The 16,420-nt window shown below is 68.6% G+C and carries 15 protein-coding genes; 14 read left to right on the top strand and 1 reads right to left on the bottom strand.

Annotated elements, in window-relative coordinates:
• The first annotated feature begins 5 nt into the window (after positions 1-5).
• The 9 genes from ACQP2E_RS35475 to ACQP2E_RS35435 all read left to right on the top strand — a co-directional run bounded on the left by ACQP2E_RS35475 (position 6) and on the right by ACQP2E_RS35435 (position 8,793).
• On the top strand, positions 6-365 hold the full coding sequence (locus ACQP2E_RS35475) for a hypothetical protein (protein ID WP_433827327.1): 360 nt from the start codon (positions 6-8) through the stop codon (positions 363-365).
• A complete protein-coding gene (locus ACQP2E_RS35470) occupies positions 365-589 on the top strand; it encodes an SCO4848 family membrane protein (RefSeq protein WP_433834194.1) in 225 nt (74 codons plus the stop codon). The genes ACQP2E_RS35475 and ACQP2E_RS35470 overlap by 1 nt, the downstream gene beginning before the upstream one ends.
• A gap of 206 nt (positions 590-795) precedes the next feature.
• Complete coding sequence (locus ACQP2E_RS35465; protein ID WP_433827326.1) at positions 796-1,908, top strand: BMP family lipoprotein; 1,113 nt, start codon at positions 796-798, stop codon at positions 1,906-1,908.
• A gap of 72 nt (positions 1,909-1,980) precedes the next feature.
• A complete protein-coding gene (locus tag ACQP2E_RS35460) occupies positions 1,981-3,552 on the top strand; it encodes an ABC transporter ATP-binding protein (RefSeq protein WP_433827325.1) in 1,572 nt (523 codons plus the stop codon).
• Positions 3,549-4,805 carry an ABC transporter permease gene (locus ACQP2E_RS35455; RefSeq protein WP_433827324.1) on the top strand — a complete coding sequence of 419 codons (1,257 nt, stop codon included), beginning with the start codon at positions 3,549-3,551 and terminating at the stop codon, positions 4,803-4,805. The genes ACQP2E_RS35460 and ACQP2E_RS35455 overlap by 4 nt, the downstream gene beginning before the upstream one ends.
• A 3-nt stretch (positions 4,806-4,808) precedes the next feature.
• Positions 4,809-6,077, top strand: a complete 1,269-nt coding sequence (locus ACQP2E_RS35450; RefSeq protein ID WP_433827323.1) for an ABC transporter permease — start codon at positions 4,809-4,811, stop codon at positions 6,075-6,077.
• A gap of 41 nt (positions 6,078-6,118) precedes the next feature.
• Positions 6,119-6,832: a cytidine deaminase gene (locus tag ACQP2E_RS35445; RefSeq protein WP_433827322.1), complete on the top strand. Its 714-nt coding sequence runs from the start codon at positions 6,119-6,121 to the stop codon at positions 6,830-6,832.
• On the top strand, positions 6,829-8,106 hold the full coding sequence (locus ACQP2E_RS35440) for a thymidine phosphorylase (RefSeq protein WP_433827321.1): 1,278 nt from the start codon (positions 6,829-6,831) through the stop codon (positions 8,104-8,106). The genes ACQP2E_RS35445 and ACQP2E_RS35440 overlap by 4 nt, the downstream gene beginning before the upstream one ends.
• Before the next feature lie 6 nt (positions 8,107-8,112).
• Positions 8,113-8,793 (top strand): DUF4272 domain-containing protein, encoded by a 681-nt coding sequence (locus ACQP2E_RS35435; RefSeq protein ID WP_433827320.1) that lies wholly within the window; start codon positions 8,113-8,115, stop codon positions 8,791-8,793.
• A gap of 12 nt (positions 8,794-8,805) precedes the next feature.
• On the opposite strand, the gene ACQP2E_RS35430 is transcribed toward ACQP2E_RS35435, so the two are convergent.
• Entirely contained in the window at positions 8,806-9,612 is an 807-nt protein-coding gene (locus ACQP2E_RS35430) for a putative RNA methyltransferase (protein ID WP_433827319.1), read from the bottom strand.
• A 26-nt stretch (positions 9,613-9,638) separates the two neighbouring features.
• On the opposite strand from ACQP2E_RS35430, the gene ACQP2E_RS35425 reads away from it, so the two are divergent.
• The 5 genes from ACQP2E_RS35425 to ACQP2E_RS35405 all read left to right on the top strand — a co-directional run bounded on the left by ACQP2E_RS35425 (position 9,639) and on the right by ACQP2E_RS35405 (position 16,295).
• Positions 9,639-10,712 (top strand): adenosine deaminase, encoded by a 1,074-nt coding sequence (locus tag ACQP2E_RS35425; RefSeq protein WP_433827318.1) that lies wholly within the window; start codon positions 9,639-9,641, stop codon positions 10,710-10,712.
• 483 nt (positions 10,713-11,195) lie between these two features.
• Complete coding sequence (locus tag ACQP2E_RS35420; RefSeq protein WP_433827317.1) at positions 11,196-14,792, top strand: sensor histidine kinase; 3,597 nt, start codon at positions 11,196-11,198, stop codon at positions 14,790-14,792.
• Complete coding sequence (locus ACQP2E_RS35415) at positions 14,789-15,193, top strand: roadblock/LC7 domain-containing protein (protein WP_014447580.1); 405 nt, start codon at positions 14,789-14,791, stop codon at positions 15,191-15,193. The genes ACQP2E_RS35420 and ACQP2E_RS35415 overlap by 4 nt, the downstream gene beginning before the upstream one ends.
• A 132-nt stretch (positions 15,194-15,325) precedes the next feature.
• Entirely contained in the window at positions 15,326-15,706 is a 381-nt protein-coding gene (locus tag ACQP2E_RS35410; RefSeq protein WP_433834192.1) for a DUF742 domain-containing protein, read from the top strand.
• Between the two features lies 1 nt (position 15,707).
• Complete coding sequence (locus ACQP2E_RS35405) at positions 15,708-16,295, top strand: GTP-binding protein (RefSeq protein ID WP_111649937.1); 588 nt, start codon at positions 15,708-15,710, stop codon at positions 16,293-16,295.
• The last annotated feature ends 125 nt before the right edge of the window (positions 16,296-16,420 follow it).

The raw sequence follows: 16,420 nt of genomic DNA, 5'->3' as shown, positions 1-16,420 counted from the left end.
TGACTATGCAGCTGCCACCCGGTTCGCCGATCGCGGACCTGCCGTGGGTGGTCACCATCGGCGCTCTCGGTGGTTCCGCCGACGACTGGGACCCGGTGGTCTGCGGCCCGTACGAACGCGGCCACGCCCTGGCCCTGGCTCGCGCCGTGGTGGCCGACGACGACCTGATGGCGGTCGTGGAGCCGTTGCAGCCGCTGGACGGGGTGGACGCGATCCGCCGGGAGGTCGAAATGGCCCGGACGGCTGACTTCAGCGACGTGCCGAGCGAGCCGGGTTCCGGTGGCGCGGTGCCCGCCGAGGCGCCGGGGCCGGCCGAGGTACGGGCCGCCTGGCGCCGGATGGCCGCTGGAATACTCGACCCGTGATGATCAGCAAGCGTTGGGCGGCCTTCCTCGTCGGGGTCGGCGTGTGGACCTGGGTGATCTGGCCGAGGTTCGGCGTCGCGATCTGGAAGGACGACCGGTCCTTCACGGACGGGACGGCCACGTCCTTTCTGTGGGTGCATGCCTTGTTGATCGTGGCCTCGCTCACAATTGGTACCGTCGTGGGCGTCCTCGGCGTGCGGGCCTGGCGAGCGGTAAAGCCGTAAAAGATTCCGTATGTAAATTCGGATCGCCTCTGACCACCCCAGATGCCCGTTTCTGGCCGTAACAACGTGATACAGAAACGGGCCGAACGGGATCCGGGATTGCAACCAGGTAACGGACAACGAACAGTCCGGAACGATCTCCTGACGGGGCGTTTAGCCCCGGCTACGCTGCCGTCCTTAGGTTCACCGAGCGGGTCGGTGCGCACATGAAGAAGGAGGGCGTCTTGCGCCCAGTACGTGGGAAGCGGATCCTGGCGATTCTCGCGGCAGGTGGGCTGACGCTCGCTGCCGCCGCTTGTGGCGACGCACCTGACGAGACCCCGGCCGGCGGCTCCAGCAGCGCCGCGGCCGCCGCCTACAAGGCTTGCATGGTCACCGACACCGGTGGCATCGACGACAAGTCGTTCAACGCTTCCGCCTGGGCCGGCCTGGAGGCCGCCAAGGCCGAGGCCAGCAACGTCGACCCGAAGTACGTGGCGTCCTCCTCCGAGGCCGACTACGAGCCGGGCCTGCGCAGCTTCGTGAGCCAGAAGTGTGACTTCATCCTGGCGGTCGGCGGCCTCATGGGCGACGCCACCACCAAGGTTGCCAAGGAGAGCGCCGACTCGCAGTTCGGCATCGTCGACAGCGGCAGCGGCAACACCAACGTCTTCCCGATGCAGTTCGCCACCCAGCAGGCCGCGTTCCTCGCCGGCTACCTGGCCGCGGGTTACACCAAGTCCGGCAAGGTCGCGACGTACGGCGGTCTGAAGATCCCGCCGGTCACCATCTTCATGGACGGCTTCGCTGACGGCGTGGCGTACCACAACACCGCCAAGGGCACCAAGGTCGAGGTCCTGGGCTGGGACAAGGCGAAGCAGAACGGCACCTTCGCCGAGAGCTTCGTCGACCAGAACAAGGGCAAGAGCATCACGCAGACCCTGGTCTCGCAGGGCGCCGACATCGTCATGCCGGTTGCCGGCGGCACCGGCCTGGGCACCGCCCAGGTCGCCAAGGACTCGGCCGGCAAGACCTCGGTCATCTGGGTCGACCAGGACGGCTGCAAGTCGGCCGAGCAGTACTGCGACGTGTTCCTGACCACCGTTGTCAAGAACATCGAGGACGCGGTCAAGACCGCCGTCGTCACCGGCGCCAAGGGTGAGGCGCTCGCCGCCAGCCCGGGTTACATCGGCACCCTGGAGAACGACGGCGTCGGCATCGCGCCGTACAACCAGTTCGACTCCAAGGTTGACGCCGCCCTCAAGGCGGAGGTCGACAAGCTGAAGGCGGACATCATCGCCGGCACCGTGAAGGTCGAGTCGGCCAGCGCCCCGGCCTGATCAACACGTTAGGTAGCATCTCGGCCGCCGCCCAGCCGCGGGTAAACACCTGCGGCTGAGCGGCGGCTCGTCTTGAAGTCCCTCAGTTGGCCTTACCGAATCCGGGAGATTCCGCTGAAACTCGAACTGCGCGGCATCACCAAGCGCTTCGGCGACCTGGTGGCCAACGACCACATCGACATCACGGTCGAGCCCGGCGAGGTACACGCCCTGCTCGGCGAGAACGGCGCGGGCAAGTCGACGCTGATGAATCAGCTGTACGGCCTGCTCCAACCGGACGAGGGCCAGATCCTCGTCAACGACGAGCCACTCGTCTTCCGCAGCCCGCGCGACGCCATCGCGGCCGGGATCGGCATGGTGCATCAGCACTTCATGCTCGTGCCGGTGTTCACCGTGGCGGAGAACATCGCGCTCGGCAGCGAGGAGACCCGGGGCGGCCCGCTCGGCTGGCTGGACCGCCGCCGCTCACGCCGCGACGTCATCGAGACCTCCGAACGGTACGGCCTGCCGGTCGACCCGGACGCGCTGGTCGAGGACCTGCCGGTCGGCGCGCAGCAGCGCGTCGAGATCGTGAAGGCGCTGACCCGCGACGTCGACCTGCTGATCCTGGACGAGCCGACCGCCGTGCTCACGCCCCAGGAAACCCAAGAGCTTCTTGCCGTGATGCGCTCGCTCACCGCGATGGGCAAGTCGATCGTCTTCATCACCCACAAACTCAAAGAGGTGAAGGCGATCGCCGACCGGATCACCGTGGTCCGCCGCGGAAAGATCGTCGGCACCGCTTCACCGGACACCAGCGAGGAAGAGCTCGCGGCCCTGATGGTCGGCCGCGCGGTGAGCCTGGAGGTCTCGAAGACTCCGGCGGAACCCGGTCGCAGCGTGCTCAAGCTTTCCGGCCTGGTGGTCGACGACGACCGGGGCGTCCGCGCTGTGGACGGCGTCGACCTGGAGGTCCGGGCCGGCGAGGTCCTCGGCATCGCGGGCGTGCAGGGCAACGGGCAGACCGAGCTGGTCGAGGCCGTGATGGGTCTTCGTGAGCTGCGGGCCGGCACGGTCGAGCTGGACAACGAGAGCCTCGCCTCGCTGAGCACCAAGCGGATCCTGCGCTCCGGCGTCGGTTACGTGCCCGAGGACCGCAGCCACGACGGTGTGGTCAAGGAGTTCTCCATCGCGGAGAACCTGATCCTCGACATGTACGACCGGCCGCCCTTCGGCAACGCGTTCAAGATCGACCTCGGCAGCGTCGGCACCAATGCCAAGGAACGGGTCGAGCAGTTCGACATCCGGTGCCTGTCGCCGGACAACGCGGTCGGCACGCTCTCCGGCGGCAATCAGCAGAAAGTCGTGGTGGCCCGGGAGATGTCCCGCCCGCTGCGCCTGCTGATCGCCTCGCAGCCGACCCGCGGTGTGGACGTCGGCTCGATCGAGTTCATCCACGGCCGGATCATCCACGAGCGTGACCAGGGCACCGCGGTGCTGGTGGTCTCCAGCGAGCTGGACGAGGTGGTCGGCCTGGCCGACCGGATCGCCGTGATGTACCGCGGCCGGGTGCTGGCCATCGTCTCGCCGGACACCCCGCGCGAGGAGCTGGGCCTGCTGATGGCCGGAATCACCGGAAACGCCCGGGAAGAGGAGACCGAGTGACCACCGAAGCGCCGGCCAAGAAGGAAGCCGAGAAGCCGGAAGAGGAGTCCTTCCTCAGCGTTTTCACCCGCAACCTCTGGTCCTCAAACACCGTCACGGTCACGTTCCTCTCGATCGTACTGGCGTTCGTCATCGGCGCGGTCCTGATCGTCGTCTCCGACTCCGAAGTGCTGGAGAAGTTCGCGTACTTCACGGCCCGCCCGGGTGACGCGCTGACCGCGAGCTGGCAGCTGATCAGCACCGCGTACTCCGACCTGCTCAAGGGCGCGTTCGGTGACCCGGAGGCGTTCTCCGCCTGGTTCGCCGGCACCGGCACCTGGCAGGACGCGTTCTCGCCGATCTCCGAGACGCTCACCTACGCCGCGCCGCTGGTCTTCACCGGGCTCTCGGTGGCGCTGGCGTTCCGTGGCGGCCTGTTCAACATCGGCGCGCAGGGCCAGGCCGTCATCGGCTGCATCACGGCCGGCATCGCCGGCTTCACGTTCGGCCTGCCGATCGTGCTGAACCTGGTGGTGGCGATCGTGGCCGGCGCCATCGGTGGCGCGCTCTGGGGTTTCATCCCCGGCATCCTCAAGGCACGTACCGGCGCGCACGAGGTGATCACCACGATCATGCTCAACTACACGGCCGCGCTCTTCCTCTCCTGGCTGGTGCTGCAGAAGGGCATCCAGGACCCGGAGCGCACCGACGCGATCAGCAAGGCGGTCGCCGAGTCGGCCAAGCTGCCGTCGTTCGGCGGCGTGCTCCGCGTCCACCTGGGCATCCTGCTCGCGGTGGCGGTCACGGCCGGTGTGGCCTGGCTGCTGAACCGCTCGTCGTTCGGCTTCGAGCTGCGGGCCGTCGGCGCCAACCAGCACGCGGCCAAGACCGCGGGCATCAGCGTCGCCAAGACGTACGCGCTGCTCATGGCCGTCGCCGGTGGTCTGGCCGGACTCGGTGGCGCGACACAGGTCCTCGGTACGGCGTACGCGCTGACCCCCTCGGTGGCCGGCAACATCGGGTTCGACGGCCTGCTGGTCGCTCTGCTCGGCCGCAACAAGCCGTGGGGGACCCTGTGGGCCGCCCTGCTCTTCGGCGCGTTGCGGGCCGGCGGCAACCGGATGCAGTCGTACTCCGGCATCTCGCTCGAACTGGTCACCGTGCTGCAGGCGCTGATCGTCATCTTCATCGCCGCCCCCGCCCTGGTTAAGGCGATCTTCCGACTTCGCGCCACCCGCCTCGTGCGGCCGGGCGCCTCGCTGGCGAAGGGCTGAGACATGTCGACGGCAACAGTGGAGGAGATCGGCGAGGTCACGGCGCCAGAGCCGTTCTGGACCCGGCAGCGCCGCCTCGGCGTCGCTCTCGTCCTGATCGGTGTCCTGGCCGCGGCCCTCTTCGGCTCGCTCGCGCCGAGCGAGGCAGCCCGGTTCACCCTCAGCGAGGACGCCGAGGGCGCGGCACTGTCGATCAACGGCCAGTTCGGCGCGGTCCTCTTCGGCATCGTGACGATCATCACCGGCGGCCTGCTCTTCACCAGCTTCGCCAAGCGCTGGCAGAACCTGCTGCTCTCGCTCGGCATCCTCACCTTCGTCCTGTCGTTCCTCTGCTGGCAGGTGGCCGGCAAGTTCCTGCCGCTCGTGGACACCACCAGCGGCACGCTGCAGCTGGCGCTCCCGCTGATCCTGGGCGCGCTGGCCGGGGTGCTGGGTGAGCGCTCGGGCGTGGTGAACGTGGCGATCGAGGGCCAGTTCCTGATGGGCGCCTTCGCCGGCGCCCTGGTCGGCACGATGGCGACAAGCGTCTGGGTGGGTCTGATCAGCGCGGCCGTCGGCGGCGTCATCATCGCGGCGATCCTGGCGGTGCTCTCCATCCGGTACCTGGTCGACCAGACCGTGGTCGGCATCGTGCTCAACCTGTTCGCGCTCGGCGTCACCGGCTTCCTCTACGAGCGGCTGATGCAGAACGACGCGAGCAAGTACAACGAGCCGCCCCGGCTGCCCGAGTGGCGGATCCCCGGCCTCGCCGACATCCCGGTGGTCGGCACGGTCCTCTTCGACACCAACCTGCTGGTCTGGGTCGCGCTCGGCCTGGTCGTCCTGATCCACTTCGGTCTCACCCGGACGCGCTGGGGTCTGCGTACCCGCGCGGTCGGTGAGCACCCGACGGCGGCTGACACGGTCGGTATCCGGGTTCGTGGCCTGCGGTACATGAACGTGCTGCTCGGTGGAGTCGTCGCCGGTCTCGGTGGCGCGTACTTCACGCTGGTGGCGACCGGCAGCTTCACCAAGAACATGACGGCCGGCGCCGGCTTCATCGCGCTCGCCGCGCTGATCTTCGGCCGGTTCACGCCGTTCGGCGCCCTGGGCGCGGCACTCTTCTTCGGCTTCGCCCAGAAGCTGGCGACGTACCTGAGCGCGGTCGGCAGCCCGGTTCCCAGTCAGTTCCTGAACATGCTGCCGTACATCGCGACCATCATCGCGGTAGCGGGTCTGGTCGGCCGGGTTCGTGCGCCGGCAGCCGACGGTGTGCCCTACATCAAGAGCTGACCCGTACATCAAGAGCGAAACAGTCAGGCAGAATCAAAATCATGGAAATCGACTGGGCGGGGCTGCGCGCCACCGCCATCGAAACGATGCGTCGCGCATACGTGCCGATTTCCGACTTCCCGGTCGGAGTTGCCGGGCTGGTCGACGACGGCCGGGTGATCGTGGGCTGCAACGTGGAGAACGCGTCCATCGGGATGACCCTGTGCGCCGAGTGCGGGCTGGTCAGCTCGCTGCACGCGAGTGGCGGCGGTCGTCTGGTGGCGATCTCCTGCGTGGACGCCACCGGTGCGCCCCTGATGCCGTGCGGCCGCTGCCGTCAGCTGCTCTGGGAGCACGGTGGCCCGGAACTGCTGGTCGAGGCGCTGCCCCGGCCGCTGCGGATGACCGAGCTGCTCCCGCACGCGTTCGGGTACGAGGACATGGAACGCGTCACCGGCGGCGCCAGCGGCGCGGAGGTTCCGCCCGAGCTGGCGAAGTGGCGGGGCCGTGGCTCGGTCTTCGTCCACCCGGACATCTCCGGTGGCGAGACGATCTGGACCGCGTACTGGGAACGTTCGTCGGGTGAGCCCGGCAGTGCCGAGGAAAAGGGCATCCTGGAGGAGGGCCCGAACTTCCCGGTCGCGTCCGCCGCGGTGGCGTGGGGCCTCGTGCGTACCCCAAGGGTTGTGGTTGTGGACGCCGAAGGCGGCCTTTCCTGGGCCGGCGAGGGTGAGACGCCGGAGGGCATCGCCCAGCGGTGGGAGGAAAATTCATGAGTGGGTTCGCAGCTGTCGACGTGATCCGGGCCAAGCGGGACGGGCACCAGCTGAGCGACGCTCAGATCGACTGGGTCGTCGACGCGTACACCAAGGGTGTCGTGGCGGACGAGCAGATGTCGGCTCTCGCCATGGCGATCCTGCTGCGCGGCATGACGCCGCGTGAGATCGCCCGGTGGACCGCCGCGATGATCGCCAGCGGTGAGCGACTGGACCTCTCCTCGGTTTCCCGGCCGACCGCCGACAAGCACTCCACCGGCGGCGTCGGCGACAAGATCACGCTGCCGCTGACCCCGCTGGTCGCGGCGTGCGGGGTGGCCGTGCCGCAGCTCTCCGGCCGTGGCCTCGGGCACACCGGAGGCACGCTGGACAAGCTGGAGTCGATCCCCGGCTGGCAGGCCCGGCTCTCCAACGACGCCTTCAAGAAGCAGCTCCAGGACATCGGCGCGGTCATCTGCGCGGCAGGTGACGGCCTGGCGCCGGCCGACCGCAAGCTCTACGCGCTGCGCGACGTGACCGGCACTGTCGAGGCCGTTCCGCTGATCGCCAGCTCGATCATGAGCAAGAAGATCGCGGAGGGCACCGGCGCGCTGGTGCTGGACGTGAAGGTCGGCTCCGGCGCCTTCATGAAGGACCTGGAGATGGCCCGTGAGCTGGCCCGCACCATGGTCCAGCTGGGCAAGGACAGCGGGGTCACCACGGTCGCCCTGCTCACCGACATGAACACGCCGCTCGGCCTGGCGGTCGGCAACGCCAACGAGGTCGCCGAGTCGGTCGAGGTGCTCGCCGGCGGCGGCCCGGCCGATGTGGTGGAACTCACTCTGGCCCTGGCCCGGGAGATGCTCGAGGCAGCCGGCGTGGACGCCGACCCGGAAAAGGCGCTGGCGTCCGGCGCGGCCATGGACACCTGGCGGGCGATGATCCGCGCACAGGGCGGCGACCCGGATGCGGCCCTGCCCACCGCGGCGCACACCGAGGTGTTGCGTGCGACCCAGGACGGCGTGGTCACTTCGCTGGACGCGTACGGGATCGGCATCGCGGCCTGGCGTCTCGGCGCCGGGCGGGCGCGCAAGGAGGACCCGGTCAGCTTCGGCGCCGGCATCCAGCTCAAGGTGCGTCCCGGCGCCCGGGTGAAGGCCGGTGACGTGCTGCTGGAGCTGCGCGCGGACGATGAGTCCCGGATTCCGGTGGCGCGGGACGAGGCCGCCGAGGCGATCCGGATCGGCTCCGAGCCGCCCACCTCTCCCGGGCTGCTCCTCGACCGCATAGCCTGACCGACCATGACGAAGGCCGCCCCCGATCCCCGCGCGGTCCGCGAAGCCAGCCTCGACGAGCTCGCGCGACTGGGCCTGCCCCTGCCGCCGCTGGCGTTCCCACTGGTCTGGGAGCCCGGCGACATGGTCGAGCTGCGCCCGGTCGCCGAGATCGAGGCGCGGGCCGCGGTGCTGCACGTCGTCGTCGCCCGCTGTTTCGGCATGCCCACCGAAGCGGCGATGAGCTGGTTGCTCGGCTCCCACCTGGTCGACCTCGTCACCCCGCCGGAGTGGCAGTTCGTGATCGGGGCCAAGGGCGACCACCGGTCCTTCGTGCTGCATCACGACGCGGTCTTCGCGCTGGCCTGGCTGCTCGGGCTGAGCCGGCATCTGGATCCGACCGTCCCGCCGGACGACGGCCTGATGACACAGATGCCGGACCTGCCGGCCGGTGAGACGTTCGGCCGGTGGCGCTCACGCTCGCTGGTCGCGGCCCGGGACGCGGCCGAGGCCGCCGTGCTGCTTGATCTCTACTACTGCCTGGACTGGGCGTTCCAGGAGGCCGAGCAGGCCGGCCGGATACTGCCCGGCGAGGTGGACAGCAACGCGATCGGGCAGCGGCGGTGGGCACTGGAGTGGGCGGTCACCTTCACCGGGCCGTACCACGAGGCGCCCCCGGAATGGGAAGAGGTCGATCTCTCGGTCTGAGAACGGGCGTCGTCAGCGCGTACCCGAGAAGGGCTTGTAGACCGTGAGGTCGACGCCTGCGGTGACCATTGTCGGTTCGAAGGTCGTGAGATCGACGTGGCGGGCGCTCGGCGTCATCCCGATCAGGGTGCGCACCTCGGTCGCGGAGAGCGTCAGTTCGCGGCGGTGCGTGGTCGCCGAGACCTGCTCGAAGTGCTCGCCGAGGCTGTTCGTCACGCGGGCGGCCTTGTCCGGATCGACGTGGATCAGACCGTGCGTGGCAATCAGCTCGGCCAGGTGGTCGGCGGCCGGGGTGACCACCAGCAGCACGCCGTCCGGACGCAGCACCCGGTGGAACTCCGGTCCGTTGCGCGGTGCGAAGACATCGAGGATCACGGTGGCCGAGTGGTCCGCGACCGGCAGCGGGCGCCACAGGTCGGCCAGCACCGCGGCGGCGCGCTCGTGCGCCCGCGCGGCCCGGCGCAGAGCCGCCTTGGAGACATCCAGGCCCAGTCCGGTCGCGGCCGGAGAGGCATCCAGGAACCGGGCCAGATAGTCGCCGGTCCCGGTTCCGGCATCAAGAACAAAGCCTTCGGTACGGTGTTCGGCCAGCGCGTCGGCGATGAATCCGTAGTGCCCGGCGGTCAGGAAGGCAGCCCGGTCGGCGACCATCTCGGCGGTGTCGCCGGTGTGCGGGAGCCGTCCGGCGCTCAGGTCCGCGTACCCCTGCTTCGCCATGTCGAAGCTGTGCCCGCGGGCGCAGCGCAGCGTGCGCTCGTGACGGGCGAGTGGCTCCCGGCACACCGGGCATCGCAGAAACGGAATTGCTCCGTCGATCATCGGGCGCTTCCCTCTAGGCTCTTCTGATGGCTGGCATCACACACTCGGACATCGTCAAGGCACCGAAGGTTCTGCTCCACGATCACTTGGACGGCGGATTACGGCCGGCCACCATCGTCGAGCTCGCCGCAGCAGTCGGCCACGAACTTCCCGCTCAAGATTCGGAACGGCTCGGCGCGTGGTTCGTCGCGGCGGCCGACTCCGGTTCGCTGGAACGGTACCTGGAGACCTTCGCCCACACCGTCGCGGTCATGCAGACCGTGGAAGGCCTGCACCGGGTCGCCAAGGAGTGCGCGCTCGACCTGGCCGCCGACGGCGTCGTCTACGCGGAGATCCGGTACGCCCCGGAACAGCACCTGGAACGCGGCCTCACCCTCGACGAGGTGGTCGACGCCGTGCACGCCGGTTTCCGCGAGGGCTGCGCCGAGGCCGCGGCGCTCGGCCGCCCGATTCGGATCGGCACCCTGCTGACCGCGATGCGGCACGCGGCGCGCTCGCAGGAGATCGCCGAGCTGGCGGTCCGTTACCGGGACACCGGGGTGGTCGGTTTCGACATCGCCGGCGCGGAGGCGGGTTTTCCGCCCACCCGGCACCTGGACGCCTTCGAGTACCTGCAGCGGGAGAACTTCCACTTCACCATCCACGCGGGCGAGGCGTTCGGCCTGCCGTCGATCTGGGAAGCGATCCAGTGGTGCGGCGCCGACCGGCTGGGTCACGGGGTCCGCATCGTCGACGACATTGTTGGTACGCCGCCGGAGCTGGGACGGCTCGCGGCCTACGTGCGGGACAAGCGGATCCCGCTGGAACTCTGCCCGTCGTCAAACGTGCAGACCGGCGCCGCGGCGTCGATCGCCGAGCACCCGATCAAGCTGCTGCACGATCTGCGGTTCCGGGTCACTGTCAACACCGACAACCGGTTGATGAGCGGGACATCGATGACACGCGAGATGACTCTGCTCGCCGAGTCGTTCGGCTGGGGGTGGGCGGAGCTTCAGTGGCTCACCATCAACGCGATGAAGTCGGCGTTCATCCCGTACGACGAGCGACTGGTGCTGATCAATGAGGTGATCAAGCCGGCGTACGCGAAGTTGCTCGGCTGAGACCGGGGCCCGGCGGTGCGCACCGCCGGGCAAGTCCGGCTTTTCGCCCTTTTCTCGGAAACGGACGAACGTACGTCAAAAGAAATCGACGGTCAGGCTTGCGGCGTCCGCCGTTCGGCTAGACTGCCGCCTGCAAACACGGCAGAATCCGGCATCTCGCCTTGCCGTTCGCGACGAAGCGAGCCATCGTCACTTCTGTTGCGATCGACTACGATCGGGACCCGGCCGGTCTGCGCCCCACCCCCCAAATGCAGCCGGCCGTGTGAGTGACCTTGAGAGATAGGCAGCTCTACACCCAGTGATATTGGACCGGCGATGTCCAACTACCAAGTTGCAACATCGCGTCACACAACCGGTCCGTGTCCGCCTGCCCTTTCTCTTTGACACTTGTCGTGATGGAATCTCGGGGGCCCGACCCGGCGAGTCGGTCGTGCGTGGTGCCGGCGAGCCGAATGCCGGGGCCCGAATCAGGAGGACGGTGACGTGAGCAAGCGCCCCAATGCGGCGAACGGCGTCATGTCGCGTCTGCGTCGACCGGCTGGTCGACTGCGAGACCTACCGATCTGGTCGAAACTCGGCCTGATCATGCTGGTGCCCACGGTGGCGACGATCATCGTCGGCGTCCAAGGCCTCGTGGACCACATCGATGAGGCGAGCAACGCTGAGCGTGCTCGGACCCTCTCGGTGCTGTCCGAGGCTGCTGGTGGTCTTGTCGACCACCTTCAGTCCGAGCGGACCTACGGCATCATGGTGGCGCTCGCCAAGGACGCTCGTAACAACAAGGCCGCTGATGCGGCCGTCGAGCTCTACAACGGTGAACACGACTCGGTGGACACCGCCAAGACGCCATACGTTCAGCAGAAGGGCGCTCTGGAGGATGTCCCGGCAAACGTCGGCACACTCCTGCTGCGCCTCGACAACAACCTTGAGGACCTTCCGGCGTTCCGCAGCAAGGTGGCGAACGGCCAGGTGGACGAGAGCGACGTCAAGGAGGCGTACAACCGCCTCATCGACGACCTCCTCCAGGTCCGTGACTCATCGGCGCAGCTTGCCAGCGACCCGAGCCTGAGCGATCACCTGCGCGCGGTGGCCGCGGTCGCCGAGGCGAAGGACTACATCGCCCAGCAGCGGTTCATCGGTCACGAGATCCTCAACAAGGGCTCGCTGGACAACACCCTGCGTCAGGCGTTCCTGAGCACCCAGACCGGTTACCAGCTCGCGATCAAGACGCTGCAGGCCACCGGCACCGACGGTGAGAAGCAGCTCTTCGACAACACGGTCAGTGGTCTCAAGGCTCAGGCCGCGACGAACCTGACCACCCCGCTGATGGCGCTGCAGGGCACCAACGTCGGGAACATCCCCTTCACCACCGCCTCCTGGGAGGAGGCGATGCAGGGTTACAACGAGCTGTTCCGTCAGGTCGAGATCGAGTTCGACAAGGACATCGTGGCCAGCGCGACCGATCTGCGCGACGACACGAACCAGCGAGTCTTCCTCGAGACCAGCCTGCTGCTCGCCCTGCTCCTGCTCGGCATCCTGTTCGCCTGGTTGGTCGCCCGCTCGATGGCGCGCTCGCTGCGTGAACTGCGTCAGGGCGCCCTCGCGGTCGCTCAGTTCGGCCTGCCGCACGCGGTTAGCCGGCTGCGTGACCCGGCGCTCTCCGCGTCGCTCACACCGGCACAGGTCGCCGACCAGATCGCCGAACCGCTGCCGGTTCGCAGCCGTGACGAGTTCGGCCAGGTGACCGAGGCGTTCAACGCGGTTCACCTTGAGGCTGTGCGTACCGCTGCCGAGCAGGCCGCGCTGCGTGCGTCGGTTGCGACGATGTTCGTCAACCTCGCCCGCCGCTCCCAGATCCTGGTCGACCGGCTCATCGGTCACCTGGACCGCCTGGAGCGCGGCGAGGAGGACCCGGACCGGCTGGCCGAGCTCTTCCAGCTCGACCACCTCGCCACCCGAATGCGCCGTAACGACGAAAACCTCCTGGTTCTCGCCGGCGCGGACTCCACTCGTGTGCAGCGGGAACCGGCCGCTCTGATCGACGTGCTGCGTGCCGCGCAGTCCGAGGTCGAGCACTACACCCGCATCGAGTTCGGCATGATCGACCGGGACATCGAGGTGGCGGCGCACGCCGTCAACGACATGGTCCACCTGGTCGCCGAGCTCTTCGACAACGCGACCGCGTTCTCCCCGCCGAACTCGAACGTCGTGGTCGAGGCGCGCAAGATCGGTGAAAACTCCGTTCTGACCGTCGAGGATCACGGCATCGGCATCAGCCGGGAGCAGCTGCGCGACCTCAACGAGCGTCTCGCGAACCCGCCGACGGTGGACGTCGCGGTCTCCCGGATGATGGGCCTCGTCGTGGTCGCCCGGCTGGCCAACCGCCACGCCGTCCGCGTCGAGCTCCGTCCCGCCGACCGCGAGCGCGGCACCGTGGCCGAGGTCGGCCTGCCCGCCTCGGTCCTGGCCGCGACCGCGTCCGCCCGGGTGCAGTCGGTCACCGGCTTCGACTCCGGCCCGCCTCCGGCGATGCCGTCCTTCGGTGAGCCCCTCGCGCTGGAAAGCGGCCGAGGCGGCTACAACGGCGGCGGGGGCTTCAACGGTGGTGGCGGTGGCGGGTTCAACGGCGGCGGTGGCCGTCCGTTCGAGCCGGCCAACGGTACGAACGGTTCCGTTCCCGCCTGGTCCGATCTGACCGGCGCCGCGCCCACCGGGTTCGGTGGCCTCAACGGCAACGGCAACGGTGGATCAGCCAACGGCAACGGTTTCGCCAACGGCTTCCACGGCCCGCGCAGCAACGAGGTCATCCCGCCGCTGCCGTCCGGTCCGCAGGGCTTCGCCGGGCTCGACGAGCTCGCGCAGCGCCGCAACACGGACTTCACGCGTCCCGAGGTGGAGCACAACGGCTTCGGTGCGGCCATCCCGCGCCAGCTGCCGGCCAACCCGGAAAACCTGAGCCGTGGACCGGTCATGCCGCCGGTCTCCGCGCCTCCGGTTCCGCCGGTCTCGGCTCCTCCGGTCTCGGCTCCTCCGATGCCCGCCGGTCCGTCGTACGCGGCGCCGATCAGCGCGCCTCCGGCCGAGCCGATCTCGGCAGCGCCGTACTCGGCACCGCCTGTTGCTCCGTTCTCCGCAGCGCCGCCGGCTTGGCCGCCGGTTGCCGCGGACCGGGAGCAGCCCGCTACTCCGCACGTGCCGGAAAACCTGGCTGCCGCGCTCGACATGACGGCCGAGATTCCGCGTTACCGCCCGGAGAACTTCGAGCCGCAGCCGCAGGTGGCCCGGCCGACCAACCCGCAAATGGCTCCGGTGCCCTCCTCGGCGCCGCCGGCCCCGGTGGCCGACGACGCGTCCGCTGTTGCGGCCCGCGCCGGGCACGAGGCAGCTGCCGCACAGGCCGCGGAGGCTCAGGCCACCGCAGCCGCGCAGATCGCGGCAGCGCAGTCCTCGGCGCGTCAGCGTGAGGGTGCGGTCCCGTTCGCGGACGAGACCATGGAACTGCCGATCTTCCGGGAGCTCGAGTCGGCGTGGTTCACCACGGCCCACCCGAACGAGATGCCCCCGGCCCAGGCGGCCAAGCCCGTTTCCTCCGGTCCGGCCCCTGGCGACGAGTCGGTTGTTCTTACCCGCCGGATCCCCACCGGCGAGCCGACCCGCACGGCCGGTGTGCCGCAGCAGGCTGTCTCACCCGAGTCGCGTGATTTCGACACGGCCTCGGTCGGCGCATCCGCGGCGGCCGGTGGCTCCTACGGCAACGGGAACGGCGCTCCGGCGTCCAACCCGTGGCAGACCGCAGCCGATGAAGGCTGGCAGGCCGCCCGTGCGGCAGCCGAGGCTCCGGTCGACATCACCACCACGGCGGGCCTTCCCAAGCGCACGCCGATGGCGCAACTCGTCCCCGGCGGTGTTGACCGGGGCGGTAACTCCGTCCAGCGCCGTACGCCCGAGGGGGTCCGCGGTCTGCTGTCCGCGTACCACCGGGGTGTGGCGCGCGGTCGCACCAAGGAACAATCGACCAACCTGGAGGAGACTCCGGGAGGGCAGCAGCCCTCGCAGGCTGGCAAGGAGCATGAGGCATGACATCTACGCAGGATCTCGGTTGGCTCCTGGCCAACTTCGCCGACCGCGTTCCCGGGGTTGCGCACGCGATCGCGGTCTCCGCCGACGGCCTGCTCCTGGCGGCCTCACGGGACCTTCCGCGGGACCGTGCCGACCAGCTGGCGGCCATCGCGTCCGGCCTGGTATCCCTCACCCAGGGTGCCGCACGTTGCTTCGAGGGTGGCGCCGTTCTGCAGACGGTCGTCGAGATGGACAATGGATTCCTGTTCCTGATGTCCATCTCCGACGGTTCGTCGTTCGCGGTTCTCGCGGCGCGCAGCTGTGATGTCGGGCAGGTGGGCTACGAAATGGCTCTCCTGGTCGACCGGGTCGGTGAGGCTTTGACTCCCGCGCCGCGTTCTGCGGCCGGGGTGCTGGGCTGAGACGGACAGTGAGCCGGCGTCAATCGCACGTTTGTCCTCGGTTTTCTACCGCGGGTAAGCTCAGCCGGCTACTGGTAAAAACCTTGACAACTAATACACTTCGAGGGGCCGAGGGAGGGGTTGACGGTGACTATGCCCGAACGCGATGAGCCGACTGGAGCACTGGTCAGGCCGTACGCCGTAACCCGTGGTCGGACCCGGCCGAAGCTTGAGATAGCGCTGGAAGCGCTGGTCGAGACAACCACACGCGGCCGCTCAGGAATGATGCGTGGCGGTCAGGGTGGAAGCGAGCATCAGTACATCGCGCAGATGTGTGACGGCGGGCGCGTTCAATCGCTCGCTGAGATCGCCGCACGCATGCAACTGCCGCTCGGTGTGGCTCGAGTGATCGTCGCGGACATGGCCTCGGATGGCCTGCTCGCGGTCTACGAGCCCACCTCGCTGGAAGACGAGACCGACGCGGTAGGCACGGAACTGCTGGAAAGGGTGCTGAGTGGACTTCGCAGGCTCTGACATGTCGCAACGTCCCGCTGCGGGACGCGTGACATCGGCGAAGATTGTCATCGCCGGTGGCTTCGGCGTTGGCAAGACGACGCTGGTGGGGTCGGTTTCGGAGATCACCCCACTGACCACCGAGGCGATCATGACTTCGGCCGGTGTGGGTGTCGATGACAACCGGCAGGTGCCGGGCAAGATGACCACTACCGTGGCTATGGACTTCGGCCGGATCAGCATCGACCGGGACCTGATCCTCTACCTGTTCGGAACGCCTGGCCAGACTCGGTTCTGGTTCATGTGGGACGAGCTGGTTCGGGGTGCCATCGGTGCGGTCGTGATGGTGGACACGCGTCGGCTCGCCGACTGCTTTGCCGCCATCGACTTCTTCGAGCATCGACGACTTCCGTACCTCATCGCAATAAACTGCTTCGATGGCATGCAGTACCACAACGCGCAGGACGTGCGAGACGCTCTGGCGATCTCAAGCGACGTGCCCGTCGTGAGCTGCGACGCCCGTAACCGCGAGTCGACGAAGAACGTGCTGATCTCCCTGGTGGAGTACGTTCTGACCATGCGTCGTACGCGCGCGGTGGCGCCCGCCTGACAGACGGTTGAAGCCCCGCTCCGGTCGCCGGAGCGGGGCTTTTGCCTGCCCGAGATCAGGTCGCCGGCGGAGTCTGCCGGTCGCTCAGAGTAGCGACTTCCGTCATTCGGCCACACGGCCAACAC

The sequence above is a fragment of the Actinoplanes sp. CA-015351 genome (assembly GCF_050955685.1).
Lineage (GTDB): Bacteria > Actinomycetota > Actinomycetes > Mycobacteriales > Micromonosporaceae > Actinoplanes.
The sequence above is the reverse complement of the archived record's forward strand: the minus strand, read 5'-3'. Positions and strand labels throughout refer to the sequence as shown.